The sequence below is a fragment of the Arenimonas sp. genome, assembly GCF_047602345.1.
Lineage (GTDB): Bacteria > Pseudomonadota > Gammaproteobacteria > Xanthomonadales > Xanthomonadaceae > Arenimonas.
The window spans coordinates 999,043-1,012,927 of sequence record NZ_JASGHN010000006.1 but is presented as its reverse complement, the minus strand read 5'-3'; the positions used below and the strand labels follow the sequence as shown (position 1 = coordinate 1,012,927).

At 66.2% G+C, this 13,885-nt stretch carries 8 protein-coding genes and 2 pseudogenes; 4 read left to right on the top strand and 6 right to left on the bottom strand.

Annotation, left to right across the window (positions count from 1 at the left end; translation table 11 throughout):
• Nucleotides 1–45 precede the first annotated feature (45 nt).
• The 6 genes and pseudogenes from QM707_RS09240 to QM707_RS09215 all read right to left on the bottom strand — a co-directional run.
• Nucleotides 46–867, bottom strand: a pseudogene (locus QM707_RS09240) (PKD domain-containing protein); the annotation flags it as partial.
• Nucleotides 853–2,577, bottom strand: a pseudogene (locus QM707_RS09235) (S8 family peptidase); the annotation flags it as partial. The pseudogenes QM707_RS09235 and QM707_RS09240, both read right to left, overlap by 15 nt.
• Before the next feature lie 227 nt (nucleotides 2,578–2,804).
• Nucleotides 2,805–4,922: a M13 family metallopeptidase gene (locus QM707_RS09230; protein ID WP_415001557.1), complete on the bottom strand. Its 2,118-nt coding sequence runs from the start codon at nucleotides 4,920–4,922 to the stop codon at nucleotides 2,805–2,807.
• Between the two features lie 80 nt (nucleotides 4,923–5,002).
• Complete coding sequence (locus tag QM707_RS09225; RefSeq protein WP_415001556.1) at nucleotides 5,003–5,224, bottom strand: DUF1289 domain-containing protein; 222 nt, start codon at nucleotides 5,222–5,224, stop codon at nucleotides 5,003–5,005.
• 7 nt (nucleotides 5,225–5,231) lie between these two features.
• A complete protein-coding gene (locus QM707_RS09220; protein ID WP_415001555.1) occupies nucleotides 5,232–5,951 on the bottom strand; it encodes a LytR/AlgR family response regulator transcription factor in 720 nt (239 codons plus the stop codon).
• On the bottom strand, nucleotides 5,951–6,760 hold the full coding sequence (locus QM707_RS09215; protein WP_415001554.1) for a sensor histidine kinase: 810 nt from the start codon (nucleotides 6,758–6,760) through the stop codon (nucleotides 5,951–5,953). The genes QM707_RS09220 and QM707_RS09215 overlap by 1 nt, the downstream gene beginning before the upstream one ends.
• 455 nt (nucleotides 6,761–7,215) lie before the next feature.
• On the opposite strand from QM707_RS09215, the gene QM707_RS09210 reads away from it, so the two are divergent.
• The 4 genes from QM707_RS09210 to QM707_RS09195 all read left to right on the top strand — a co-directional run bounded on the left by QM707_RS09210 (nucleotide 7,216) and on the right by QM707_RS09195 (nucleotide 13,880).
• Nucleotides 7,216–10,404 carry a TonB-dependent receptor gene (locus QM707_RS09210; protein WP_415001553.1) on the top strand — a complete coding sequence of 1,063 codons (3,189 nt, stop codon included), beginning with the start codon at nucleotides 7,216–7,218 and terminating at the stop codon, nucleotides 10,402–10,404.
• 162 nt (nucleotides 10,405–10,566) lie between these two features.
• Nucleotides 10,567–11,643 (top strand): hypothetical protein, encoded by a 1,077-nt coding sequence (locus tag QM707_RS09205; RefSeq protein WP_415001552.1) that lies wholly within the window; start codon nucleotides 10,567–10,569, stop codon nucleotides 11,641–11,643.
• 60 nt (nucleotides 11,644–11,703) lie between these two features.
• Complete coding sequence (locus tag QM707_RS09200) at nucleotides 11,704–13,302, top strand: tetratricopeptide repeat protein (protein WP_415001551.1); 1,599 nt, start codon at nucleotides 11,704–11,706, stop codon at nucleotides 13,300–13,302.
• A gap of 134 nt (nucleotides 13,303–13,436) precedes the next feature.
• Nucleotides 13,437–13,880, top strand: coding sequence for a hypothetical protein (locus QM707_RS09195; RefSeq protein WP_415001550.1), 444 nt, complete (start codon nucleotides 13,437–13,439; stop codon nucleotides 13,878–13,880).
• Nucleotides 13,881–13,885: the final 5 nt, after the last annotated feature.

Sequence of the window (13,885 nt, the reverse complement as noted above, 5' to 3'; positions counted from 1 at the left end):
GTCGTTGATCGACAGCGTCGGGCTGCTCGTCGCGGTCACCGTGACCTGCTTGGTCACGCTGTGGGTGGCGCCGTCGTCATCGGTGACGGTGAGTTGTACGTCGTAGGTGCCGGCGCTGGCATAGGTGCGCGAAGGGTTGGTGGCGGTGGACGTGCCGCCATCGCCGAAGGTCCAGCTGCGCGAGACGATGCTGCCGTCGCTGTCGGTGGAGCCGTCGGTGAAGTTCGCCGTCAGCCCACTGGTGCCGAAGCTGAAGTTGGCCGTCGGCGGATTGTTGCTGGCGCCTACCGAATAGTCGCCGAGCAGGGAGACGCCGCCGATCGTCGAATAGGCATAGAGCAGCACATGGTAGGTGCCGGTCTGCGCCGGATCGATCGTGCAAGACTCGGTCGTGGTCGGCGAGAACGAGCCGCAGTCGTAGTCGGAGGTCGTCGGCGGCGAGCCGAACTTGATGTACAGGTCGGCATCGCCGTTGCCGCCACTGGTATTGAAGCTGAGGTTGCTGCTGTTCGCCGGCACGGTGAAGGTGTAGCGCAATTCTCCGCCGGTGTTGGCGGCCAGGCCGGTCGCGGCGACGCCCTTGCTCAGGACCTGCACGGCCGGATGCGCGCCGATCGCGCGCAGCGTGCAGCCCTTGGCCGAGCCGTTGTCGGTCGTCGTCAACTTCACCGTGTAACGGCCCGCCAGGTTGTAGGCATGCACGGGATTGGTCGTGGTGGTGCTGCTGCCGTCGCCGAAACTCCAACTGCGCGTGGAGATGCTGCCGTCGCTGTCGGTCGACGTGTCGGTGAACGTGACGCTCAGGCCGCTCGCGCTCTGGCTGAAGCTGGTCGCCGGCTTGCGGTTGCCGCTGAGGTCGCCCGTCAGCGAAACGCCGGAGAAACCCGAAGCCGCCCGCAGCATCACGTAGTAGTTGCCCGCCTGGGCGGTCGGAATCGTGCAGCTTTCCGTATTGCCGCCCGCCGTGGAACTGCAGGCGAATACCGAGGTGGTAGGAAGCGCGTTGAACTGCACGTAGAGATCGACGTTGCCGCTGCCGCCGGAGGTATTGAAGGCCAGGCCCTGGCTCAGCGCCGACGCCGGCATGACGAAATACAAGACGTTGCCGGTCGTGGCCGTCAATCCGGTGACCGCGCTGCCGTTGCTCAGCACTTGGGCATCGCCGCCGGCGACATCGAGTACGGCACGCGCATCGATGATGCCGGTGCCGCTCATGCCGACGCAGCCGTTGACGATCGGGTAAGCGGTCGATTTCAGCAAGGTTTCCATCGCGGCCGGCGTGTACGGCGACAGGCCGCGCGCGACGCGATGGCTTTGCGCGAGCGCGACCGTGCCGGCCACGTGCGGCGTCGCCATCGACGTGCCCTGGTAGGTGGCATAACCTTCCGAGACCGGGACGGTCGTGCCGGTATTGATGGTGGACAGGATGCTCGAGCCCGGCGCCGAAACATCCACCGGCGCACCATAGTTCGAGAAGCTCGAACGATCGCTGTTGCTGGCCACCGCGCCGACCGTCACCACATTGGCGCAGGACGCCGGCGAATGATCGACCGTGTCGGTGTTGTCGTTGCCTGCGGCGACGACGACTGTCGTGCCCAGAGCGATCGCGGCGTCGATGGCAGCCTGCGTGGTGTTGTCGCAGGCACCGCCGCCGCCGAGGCTCATGTTCGCCACTTCGGCCGGATTGGCGTTCGCCGGCACGCCCGGCACATTGCCGCCGGCGGCCCAGATCAGGCCGTCGGCTATATCGGACGTGGCACCGCCACCGACGCCGAGCACGCGCACCGGGACGATCTTTCCGCCCCAGGCCACGCCGATCACGCCCTTGGCGTTGTTGCCGACGGCGCCGACGGTGCCGGCGACGTGCGTGCCGTGCCAGTTGGAGTTCGACGTGGCGCTGTTGTTGCCGGGATCGCTGGCGTCGCCATCGCGACCGTCGCCGTCGTTGGCGCGATCCACCTCGGTGATGAAGTCGTAACCCGGCAATACGTTCGCGTTGAGGTCGCTGTGGCTGGTGATGCCGGTGTCGATCACCGCCACCACCGTGCCGGCGCCCGTGTTGAGATCCCAGGCCTTGTCGGCGCGGATACCGGCATCGGCGTCGAACATGCCCCAGAGGTTGCCGTAGTTCGTGTCGTTCGGCGTGAAGGTCGGCTTCAGGATGCGATCGATTTCGACGTACTGCACGTCGGGGTCGGCGGCGATCTGCTGCAGCAGTATGCGTGTCTGTTCGCGATCGAGCTTGCGCGTCGTGCCGATCACGTCGGCGCCCAGCGACATGCGGCGCACATGATTCAGCAGCAGCGTCGGCGGCTGCACGCCGCGCCTGCGCGGGTCGGCATCGCCGATCTTCGCGCGTGCCCGACCAGCGGCGGCGTCGAGGGAGCGTTGGCGTGCCGTGGGGTTCGTCGCTGGCGCGCTGCCGGCCTTGAACTTCACGATGAACCGGTCGAACTGTTTCGCCGAGGCAAGGCCGGTCAGCTGCACCCGTTGCGGCGCGGCGGTTTGCGCGACCAGCGGAACGAAGGCCAGGCCGACGGCGAGCAGGACGGCACAGGCGTGGGAAGAGGGGGTCATGGCGGCTCCGGACGGACGTTCGATCAGGATTACCCGGGCCGCTGGAATGCCGCTGCCGGGCATAAGGAGGCCATGATCGGCCCGCAGGGAGGCTGCGTCAAACACCGTTCATGAAAATGGAGAGGAATGCACGATCGGTCGACGAAGCCCGCGGATTCGGCCACTGAAAAGAAAACGGCCGGTGCGTTTCCGCCCCGGCCGTCGTCACGATGCAGCTACGCGGCTGCTTACCAGACCTTCACGCGCTGCTCCGGCGTCAGATAGCGTTTCTGGCCGGGCTTCACATCGAAGGCGCCGTACCAGGCGTCCTGGTTGCGCACGGTCTCGCTGCGATACTGCGGCGGCGCGTGGCCATTGGTCAGCAGGCTGTTGCGCAGCGCCTGTTCGCGCTGCTTGCCGCGCCACGCCTGCGCCCAGCCCAGGAAGAAGCGTTGGTCGGGCGTGAAGCCGTCGATCGTCTTCGCTTCCTTGCCTTCCTGCGACAGGCGGTACGCGTCGTAGGCGGTGGCGAGGCCGGCGACGTCGGCGATGTTCTCCGCCAGCGTCAGGCGACCGTTGACGTGCGCGCCCGGGAAGGGCTCGTAGGCATCGAACTGTGCGGCCAATGCGTCGCCGGCGGCTTCGAACTTCTTCAGGTCCTCGGGCTTCCACCAGTTGATGAAGCGACCGTTGGCGTCGAACAACGCGCCGCTGGAATCAAAACTGTGGGTGATCTCGTGGCCGATCACCGCGCCCATCGCGCCGTAGTTCACCGCATCGTCGGCGGCGCCGTCGAAGAACGGCGCTTGCAGGATCGCCGCCGGGAAGATCAGGCGGTTCTCCAGCGGGATGTTCAGCGCGTTCACCGTCTGCGGCAGCATGTACCACTCGCTGCGGTCCATCGGCTTGCCGAGTTTGGCGATCTGTTCGCGGTAGTTGGCCAGGCCGGCCCGTTGCGCGTTGCCGTAGGCGTCGTTGGCGCGTACTTCCAGTCCGGAATAGTCGCGCCAATGCGCCGGGTAGCCCATGCCGATCTGCAGCGTGCCGAGCTTGGCCTTGGCGGCGGCCTTGGTTTCCGGCGTCATCCATTCGATGGCGTCGATGCGGCGACCGAAGGCGGTGATCAGGTTCCTGACCATCTCGTCCGCGCGCGCCTTCGTGGCGGGCGTGAAATGGCGCTCGACATACACCTTGCCGATGGCTTCGCCGAGCGCGCCATTGGTGGCGTCGACGCTGCGCTTCCAGCGGTCGCGCTGTTTCGGCGTGCCGGTCAGCGTAGTGCCATAGAAGGCGAAGTTCTCGTCGACGAAGGCCTTCGGCAGCGTGCCCGAGGCGCGGTCGAGCGCGTGGAAGGCGAGATAGGCTTTCCAGGTGTCGAGGTCCTGCGAGCCGACGAGCTTGGCGATGCCGCTGACGGCGCCCGGCTGCCAGACGATGAATTCCTTCTGCGTCGACAAGCCGGCCGCATCGAAGTACGCCGCCCAGTCGAGGCCCGGCGCCTTGCTGGCGAAGGTCTCCGGCGACCAGTAGTTCGCGCCCTTCTTCACGTCGTTGCTGTCTTCGGCATTGGCGTGCGTGTGTGCGATGGCGGTTTCAAGCGCGAGGATCTTCGAGGCTTTCGCATCGGCATCGGCGATGCCGGCCAGCGTCAGCACCTTGGCGATATGCGCCTGGTAGGCCTTGCGCATCTCGGCCATGCGGCCGTCGCCGAGGTAGAAATCGCGATCGGGCAGGCCGAGGCCGCCCTGGATCAGGTACGGCGCCACTTCGCTCGGTCGATCGAGATGCTGCGTGACCCACAGGCCGAACAGACGATCGGTGTAACCGTCGGCGGTGTTGAGGATGTCGACATCGGTGCGCAGCGTACCGCCGAGTGCACGCGACAATTCGGCCTTGTCCTTGATCGCGGCGATCGCGTCGAGTTCCGGCTGGATCGGCGCGATGCCCTTGGCTTCGATGCCGGCCTCGTCCATCAGCGCGGTGTAGTAGTCGCCGATCTTGCGCGTGTCGCCGCTGGCGGACTTGTTCGCCGCGGCTTCATCGATGATCGCGCGGATGTCGGCCTGGGTGCGATCCGACAGCGTGCCGAAGCTGTTCCAGGTGGAACGATCGGCCGGGATCTCGGTGTTCTTCGCCCAGGTGCCATTGGCATAAGCGAAGAAGTCGTCGCCGGGCACTTGCGTGCGGTCCATGCCGGCGGCGTCGAAACCGAAGTCGCCCATGACCGGCTTGGCGGGGGCGTCGGCTTCCGCGACCGGGGCCATCGCCGCGGGCGCCTGGGAACGGTCGCAGCCCGAGAGCAGGGCGGCGGAGACGGCGAGGCTGAGCAGCAGCGGGGTCAAGCCCCGGCGTAGGCGCGCGGACATGGCGGAATCCTGGAGGAGGGAGGCCGAGCATAGGAGCTATGCCCGCGGCGGGCATAGTGCGGAAGTCATGGGTCGACCGTTCAGTCGCTGCGCTTGCGCCGGCGAGCGTCCTGCCTGCGCGCGGCGTCCGCCAGGATGCGCTCGCGTTCGACGGGCGTGCTCTGGCGCCAGCGCAGGATTTCGTCGATGTGCCGCCCGCAGCCGAGACAGACGTCGGCTTCGTCCAGGCAGCAATCGCGCACGCAGGGCGAGGCGGGGCCATCGTCGGCGGAAGGGAACGGCGGAAGCGGGCTCCGCGCCATGGCTGGTCTAGGCGAGGTTCAACACTTCGCGCAGGCGGGCCAGGTAGCTGCGGCCCGAGGCCACGCGCACGCCGCACTTCAGGCGCAGCAGGTATTGACCGGAGGCGTAGGGCTCGACATCGACGATGCCGTCGATGCGCACGATGCGCGAGCGGTGCACGCGCACGAAGCGTTGCGGATCGAGCTGATCCTCGAGATTGCTCATCGTCTCGCGCATGACCAGGGCGCGACTGCCCATGTGCAATTCGACGTAGTTCGCATGCGCGCTGACGTGGTCGATCTCGTCCACCGGCACCAGCTGGATGCGGCCCGAGCCGGGTACCGCCAGTCGAAGCGGATAGTGGCGGGTGCCATGCGCGGGCGCCTGCGGGCGCACGCGTTCGATGGCCTGGCGCAGGCGATCGGCCGAGATCGGCTTCAACAAGTAGTCCACGGCGCGCGCCTCGAAGGCGCGCACGGCATGCTCGGAATGGGCGGTGACGAAGACAACGTGCGGTCGACGCCCGTCGCGCGGAAGCGATTCGAGGACATCGAAGCCGTCGAGGTCCGGCATCTGGATGTCGAGGAATGCGACATCGGGTCGTGCGCTTTGCATCGCCGAGATCGCTTCGCCGCCGTTGCTGCAGTCGGCGACGATGTCGATGTCGTCGTATTGCCCGAGCAGGCGTTGCAGGCGCGCGCGCGCCAGCGGCTCGTCGTCGGCGATCAGGGCGCGCAGGCGGTGCATCAGGCGGCCTCCTTCAGTCGGCGCAGGGGCAGGGCAAGTCGCACCAGGGTGCCGACCTCCTGTCCGCGCTGCAGTTCTAGATCGAAATCTTCGCCGTACAGGCATTCCAGTCGCGCGCGCGTCGTCGACAGGCCGATGCCGTGGCCGCCGGGCGCCTCGCTGTCGGCACTGTCGTTCTGCACTTCCAGCAACAGACGGTTCTGCGCATCGCAGTACGCGCGCACGGAGATCCAGCCCGGCGCGATGCGTCGGCTGATGCCATGGATCACCGCGTTCTCCACCAGCGGCTGCAACAGTAGGGGCGGCACCTGGGCCGTCAGGGCTTCCGGCGCCACCGACCAGTGCACGCGCAGGCGCTTGCCCAGGCGAACCTTCTCGATGTCGAGGTAGTGGCCAAGCAGCTTGAGCTCTTCCTGCAGCGCGACGACCTGGGTACCGCTCTTGTCGAGGCTGCTGCGCAGCAGGGCGCTCAGCCCGACGATCATGCGATCGGCGGCATCCGGATCGCTGTGCACGAGCTCGGCGACCGAGTTGAGCGCATTGAACAGGAAGTGCGGATTCAGCTGCGACGAAAGGGCGGACAGGCGCGCATCGGCCAATTGCGCCTGCAGCCTGACGGCCTGTTGTCCGCGCTGGTGCGCACGCTGGGCGTAGAGCAGCGCGTGCGCCACGCCGATCATCAGCCAGCTCTGGAAAAGGTTGTTGCGCACGCTCTGCTGCAGGACGCGTCCGAAGGTCGGCGTCTCGTCGTACCAATGCAGCCATTCGTCGAGCCCGTAAATGAAGCCCGCGCGCAGCACGATCACCACGGCGACGGCGACGTTCAGCGCCAGCAGCGAGCGCCCGATCCGGCCCGGATCGAGCGGGGAAGCGGAACACGCACCAGATCAGGAAAAGCGAAAAGGGCACCCAACCCCAGGCGCCGACCATGCTCGCCGGCATGGCCTTGGTCCACGGCACCGGTTTGCCGGCCGCGTCGAGCATGGTCATCCAGTCCAGGCCGTTGGCCAGGCCATTGAGCGTCCACCAGGCGACCACGACGAGGCAGAGCAAAACGAGCTTGCGATTCATGCGATCAAGCTAATCCCCGCGCGGCAACGTTGCAATACGGTTTTCATGCGTTCGTCCCCGCGAGCGCGCGCTTCGTCCCAAGCCGCTTGCCGGGGCTTTAACGCCGGCACAGTTTGTCGATGCAGGTGCTATCCGGCGCAATCTCCGGGGAAGCACCTCATCAACAATAACGTGAGGGGAGAAGGCAGGAGCGATGAACAGGAACTATACCCACAACCGTTTGCGTCGGACCGGATTGGCCGTCGCGCTCGGACTTTGCTTCGCGAGCGGCGCCCAGGCGCAGTCGAACTCGACCGGTAACATCTCCGGTACGACGACGGCCGGCGCTACTGTCGTCATCGAGAACGAGGCCACTGGCTTCCGTCGTGAAATCACGGCCGATGCCAATGGCAACTACCGCGTCGGTAACCTCGCCATCGGCGACTACAAGGTCACCGCCGGCGGTCAAACCAAGACGGTCAACGTCAGCATCGGTCAGACGACCGATATCGGCGCCGTGGAAGTGGTTGGCGGCGGCATCATCAACGCCATCGACGTGTCGTCGGTCGAGTCGACCACGATCCTGACGGCCGAGCAGATCGCCAAGGTCCCGGTTGCGCGCAACATCACCAACGTCGCCCTGCTGGCTCCGGGCACGGTGCGCGGCGACGCCGCTTTCGGCAACCTGGCCTCCTTCGGTGGCGGCGCGGTGTCCGAGAATGGTTACTTCGTCAACGGCTTCAACATCACCAACTCGTTCCGTAACCTCAACTTCGCCCAGATTCCGTTCGAAGCGATCGCTGAGCAGCAGGTCAAGACGGGTGGTTACGGCGCTGAATTCGGTCGTATGACCGGCGGCGTGATCAACATCGTGACCAAGCGCGGTACCAACGACTTCCACGCGGGCGGCAACGTCTTCTACTCGCCGGAATCGCTTAACGGCCACAACCCGGACGTCTACTACAACGATTCGCGTTATCCGGGCGGCAAGCGCCATGTCTCGGACAACAGCAAGGACACGCCGGGTTCGGTCACGACGGCCTCGGTCTGGGCCAGCGGCGCGCTGGTCAAGGATCACCTGTTCGCCTATGCCCTGCTGAGCTACGGCTGGGTCAACGGCGCCGACACCTACGGCAACATTTTCGGCAACATCAACACGACGTTGTCGCAGCGCACGCCGACCTGGTTGCTGAAGTTGGACTGGGCGATCAACGACAGCCACTCGCTGGAACTGACCGCGTTCTCCGACAAGACCAAGCAGGAAACCGACGTCTATTCCAACGCGATCGCGTCGTTGAGCGTGGCCAACCGCGGCCCGAACAACGGCACCGCCTCGACCGCCGGCAACGGCTGGAACGGCACGCCGGGCGGCCCGCAGGATCCGTTCCCGCCGCTGACCCCGGCCACCACGGATCTGCCGATCGGCACCACGCTGCAGCGCACCGGCTACCTGGGCACCACGTTCAACGAGAACGGCGGCACCAGCTGGTCGCTGAAGTACACCGGCTACCTGACCGACAACTTCACCCTGTCGGCCCTGTACGGCCAGGGCGAATCCAGCCGCTCGAACTACGGCATCGCCGCCAACGGCTTGGTCGCCGAATACAACGGCGAAGTGGGCGGTCCGGTCGCCGGCTGCCCGGTGCTCGGCACGACGGTCAGCATCACGCCGCCGAGCTGCGCCTTCATCGGCACGCTGGGTTCGCCGAAGGCCAAGGATGAGCGCGAGCAGTTCCGTATCGACGCGGAATGGGTGATCGGCGATCACCTGCTGCGCTTCGGTTACGACCGCGACGATTTCACCTCGATCGACGGACAGGCTACGGAAGGCGGCTCGGCCTGGCAGTACCGCACCGACTATCGCGTCGCGTCCGCGCAGAACCCGGGCACCGTGCGTCGCCGCCTGTTCCAGACCGGCGCCGAAGTCCAGGTCAACTCCGAGGCCTTCTACATCGAAGACCGCTGGCAGGTCACCGACAACTTCCTGGCCTACGTCGGCCTGCGTTGGGACAGCTTCGAGAACGTCAACAACGACGGCGAGACCTTCGTCGAGATCAAGCGCCAGTTCGGTCCGCGTCTGGGCTTCAGCTGGGACATCAACGGCGACGGCAAGTACAAGCTGTACGGTAACGCCGGTCGCTACTCGCTCCCGCTGACGGCCACCGTCGCCGTGCGCGGCGCCTCGGCTTCGCTGTTTCTCGAGCAGTTCTACACCTTCACTGGCGTGGATCCGGTCACCGGCGCCCCGACGGGCCTGACCCAGATCATCAACACGGCCTGCGGCTGCTTCGACCGTTACCTGAACAACGAGTACGGCGTGTCGAAGGATCCGAACGGCATCGCCGATCTGGATCTGCAGCCGATGTACCAGGACGAGTACATCCTGGGCTTCCAGGCCCAGCTGACCGACCACCTGAGCGGCGGCGTGCGCGGTATCTACCGCGAACTGAAGGCGGCGATCGACGACCAGTGCGATTACCGTCCGATCTACGCTTATGCGGCGGCCAATGGCCTGGCGTTCAACCCGTACAACCCGGGTTTCGCGTTCTGCCATCTGTACAACCCGGGTGAAGACGCGACGTTCTCGATCGACATCGACGGCGACGGCACCTTCGAAACCGTGCACCTCGACGCTGCCACGCTGGGCCCGAAGGCCAAGCGTACGTACAAGGCGGTCGAGTTCTTCCTGGAAGGCAGCTGGGACAAGTTCTTCCTGCAGGGTTCGTACACCTGGGCGAAGAGCTCGGGTAACACCGAAGGCGGCGTGAAGTCGGATATCGGCCAGCAGGACACCGGCACGACGCAGGACTTCGACTATCCGGAGCTGACCATCGGTTCGATGGGCTACCTGCCGAACGATCGTCGTCACGCGCTGAAGCTGTTCGGTAACTACGAGTTCAACGAAGAGTGGTCGGTGGGCGCGAGCCTGCTGGTGCAGTCGGGCCGTCCGATCAACTGCTTCGGCTTCCTCGATGGCGCGAACGTGTCGCACTACGCCAACGGCTACTTCTCGTGCAACGACGGTCAGACGGAGCCGCGTTACATCGCGAACCCGAACTACAACCCGAACCTGCCGCTGTCGTCGACGAACCCGCGCACGATCCAGAACCCGAACTGGCACAACGGCGGCAACAACGGCACGACGATCGTGTCGCGCGGTACGCGTGGTCGCACCGAGTGGCAGCGTACGCTCGACCTGAACGTGGCGTACAAGCCGAAGTGGGCCGACGGTCACCTGACGATGAAGATGGACGTCTTCAACGTGTTCAACTCGCATGCGGTCACTTCGGTGATCGAGCAGGGTGAAAACACCGCCGGCGAACCGCAGCTGGATCGTTACAAGACGCCGACGGGCTTCCAGGCTCCGCGTTCGTTCCGCTTCATGGTGCAGTACGACTGGTAAACCCGGTCGTCGTGGTTGAGGTGCGCCGGGACGAAGCATCCCGGCGGCCCGCGAAACAAGACTCCCCGCCGACGGTACTAGCCAGCCGTCGGCGGGGTTTTTTTATGCATGCTCATGGCGGCCGATTCTTGGCAAGCCAGGACGATTTGGCTAAGTTGCGGCATGGAGAAAATTCCGCCGCGCCCGTCCGCCTGGACCCGCCGCGCCTTCCTGGTTGCTGCAGGACTGGCCGGCCTTTCCGCCACCGCCTGGTTCAGGTCGCGACGCACGGATACGGCGACCGATTCCGGCGAGGCTGCTGCTGCAGGCGATTCGCATCCCCGGTTGCCGGCGGGATCGGATGCCGGGGTTCCGGTGTTCTACATGCCGGCCTATGTCGGAGCCGCGCACGCGTTCGAGACCACGCGCAAGGCGCGCTGGGTCGCCGATTCGTTGCAGCAGGCGCCGATCGAAGGCGTGTGGCTGACCGAACATGCGGCGCTGCAGGCGAGCGACGTACTGGGCGTGCATTCGCCGGAATACGTCGAAGCCGTTCGTACCGGCGAGCCGAGGGCGCTGGCCCAATCGCAGGGATTCGCCTGGGATGCGGGGCTGTGGCCGATGGTGCTTGCTTCCAACGGTGGGGTGGTCGCTGCGGCCCGCGCCGCGCGCCAGCATGGCGTAGCCGGCGCGCTCGCCAGCGGCTTGCATCATGCGCGACGCGAACACGGCGCCGGGTTCTGCACCTTCAACGGGCTCGCCATCGCCGCGCAGGCGCTGCGGGCGGAGGGCGTGCGGCGCATCCTCATCCTGGACCTCGATGCCCATTGCGGCGGCGGCACGCATTCGCTGATCGCCGGCATCGATGGCTTGCGCCAACTCGACATTGCCGTGGATGCGTTCGATCAATACGATCCGGCGGCGGGCAATACGCTCGACCTGCTGGGCTCGGCGGCGGAGTACCTTCCGACCCTGCGCAACCGGCTCGCCGCGCTCGCCGACTCGGAGTTCGACCTGTGCCTCTACAACGCCGGCATGGACCCGCATCAGGATTGCCCGGTCGGTGGTCTGGCCGGCGTCGACGAGCGCCTGATCGCGCAGCGCGAGCGCATCGTTTTCGACTGGTGCCGGCAGCGCCGCCTGCCGGTCGCTTTCGTCCTGGCCGGCGGATACATCGGCCCAGGCCTGGGCGTGGAGGGGCTGGTCGGCCTGCATCGCCTGACGTTGGAGGCCGCCGCCGGGCGGCCGCCCCGCGCCTGAAACTTGGCCTGCGAGGCCATCGCGGCGAGAATATCGGCCTGAATCTCCAGGCTACGATCTATGAATTCCCCGCAGACCGAGTTCCAGAAGGCGCTGGCCTTGCACCAGCGCGGGCAACTGGAGCAGGCCGAGCGCGCGTACGGCGCCTTGCTCGCGCAGGATCCGCGCAATTTCGATGTGCTGCACTTGCTGGGCATGGTGCACCAGCAGCGCGGCGACGCCGAAAAGGCCTCGGACCGCATCGCCGAAGCGCTGGCGATCGACGAAGGCGTCGCCGAGGCGCATTGCAATCTCGCCCATGCGCTGCGCAAGCTGCGTCGCTTCGACGAGGCCTTGGCCAGCTATTCGCGCGCGATCGAACTCAAGCCCGATTATTTCGAAGCCGGGTTCCACCGCGCCTGGCTGTTGCAGGACTTGCGCCGTCTGGAAGAAGCGCTCGCCGGCTACGACGACCTGCTGGCCATCAAGGCCGATGCGCCTCAGGTCCTGCATAACCGTGGCCTGGTGCTGCACGACCTCGGCCGGCTGGAAGAGGCCTTGCGCAGCTACGACCGCGTGCTGGCCCTCAATCCGGCCAGCCAGCCGTCCTGGCATAGCCGCGGCAATGTGTTGCTCGAGCTCGAACGCTTCCAGGAAGCGCGGGCGAGCTACGATCGCGCCATCGAGCTCAAGCCAGACGATGCCGAGGCGCTGAAGTCGCGCGGCATGCTGAAGCTGTTGCTTGGCGATTTCGCCACCGGCTGGAGCGATTACGAATACCGGCGCAAGCACAAGTCGGTCGTTGCCGCCGAGCAGGCGAACAACATCCCCTATTGGGAAGGACAGGAGCCGCGTGGTCGCTCGATCCTGGTGTCGGACGCCAGCGGGCTCGGCGACACCATCCAGTTCAGCCGTTACCTGCCCTTGCTGGCGGCGCGCGGCGCCAGCGTCACGTTCTTCGGTCCGCAGAAGCTGATGCGCCTGCTCTCGGGTTTCGGACCGCGCGTGCGCATGGTGTCGGAACTGCCGCCCGGGCAGCGCTACGACTACCGTTGCAAGCTGCTGAGCCTGCCGCATCTGCTGGGCACCGAAGCCGACAGCATTCCGCAGGGCGTACCGTACATCCAGGCCGAACCCGAGCGTGCGGCGCAATGGCGCGCCCGCATCGGAGGACACGGTTTCCGCATCGGCATCTGCTGGCGCGGTGCGCCGAACCGCTTGTTCGATCGCGGGCGTTCGCCGCCGTTGTCGGCGATGTTGCCGATCGCGCGCCTGCCCGGCGTGCGCCTGATCAGCCTGCAGAAGACATACGGACTAGACCAGCTGCAGGACCTGCCGACAGGCATGCAAGTCGAGACGCTCGGCGAGGATTTCGACAACGGGGCCGATGCCTTCCTCGACACCGCGGCGGTGATGGAGTCGCTCGATCTCGTCCTGAGCATCGATACATCGATCACGCACGTAGCGGGCGCGCTGGGGCAGCCGGTCTGGCTGGCCCTGCAGCGCGTGCCCGAGTGGCGGTGGCAACTCGAACGACGCGACAGCCCCTGGTATCCGAGCGTTCGCCTGTTCCGTCAGGCCAGCCTCGGCGACTGGGATGGCGTGTATGCCGCGATGGCGAACGAACTCAAGCCGTGGTTGGCGCGCCGTCTCGCCAACGAAGCCACTCGCCTGCCGTAAGGCGGCGTCGCATCTTCGCGCGGCGATCACGCGACGAAATCCGGGCTGAATTGGCGGTGCTCGTTTCCGCTGCCGTTCAGGCGGTTCATGGAGACTGGCCTCGCTGTCCAAAGCAACGGCTCAAGGAGATCCACGTGAACAAGATTCGTTCGACCCTTATCCTGGGTTCGGCCCTGCTGCTCGGCTCTGTCGCCACCACCGCCTCGGCGGGCGAAGACCTCAACTGTCGCCTCGACTACGACCTGAAAGGCTGGTCGCTGGTTTACAAACACACTTACGGCAATGGCACGGTCAGCTGCGACAACGGCCAGACCATGAAGGTGAAGCTGACCGCGAAGGCCGTCGGCTTGACCGCCGGCAAATGGCATATCGACAACGGCAACGGCCGATTCACCGACGTACACAAGATCGAGGACGTGCTCGGCCGTTACGCCCAGGCGAGCGCCAATGCCGGCGTGGTCAAGTCCGGCGAGGCGCAGGTGCTGAGCAAGGGGCCGGTCTCGCTGGCGCTGGCCGGCGGCGGCGAAGGCGTCAATCTCGGCGTCGACATCGGCGCCTTCACCATCGAGCGCCGCTGATCCGC

Coding starts and splice junctions, on each gene's coding strand:
- QM707_RS09230 (WP_415001557.1), bottom strand. CDS start 4,922: ATGTCCGCGCGCCTACGCCGGGGCTTGACCCCGCTGCTGCTCAGCCTC.
- QM707_RS09225 (WP_415001556.1), bottom strand. CDS start 5,224: ATGGCGCGGAGCCCGCTTCCGCCGTTCCCTTCCGCCGACGATGGCCCC.
- QM707_RS09220 (WP_415001555.1), bottom strand. CDS start 5,951: ATGCACCGCCTGCGCGCCCTGATCGCCGACGACGAGCCGCTGGCGCGC.
- QM707_RS09210 (WP_415001553.1), top strand. CDS start 7,216: ATGAACAGGAACTATACCCACAACCGTTTGCGTCGGACCGGATTGGCC.
- QM707_RS09205 (WP_415001552.1), top strand. CDS start 10,567: ATGGAGAAAATTCCGCCGCGCCCGTCCGCCTGGACCCGCCGCGCCTTC.
- QM707_RS09200 (WP_415001551.1), top strand. CDS start 11,704: ATGAATTCCCCGCAGACCGAGTTCCAGAAGGCGCTGGCCTTGCACCAG.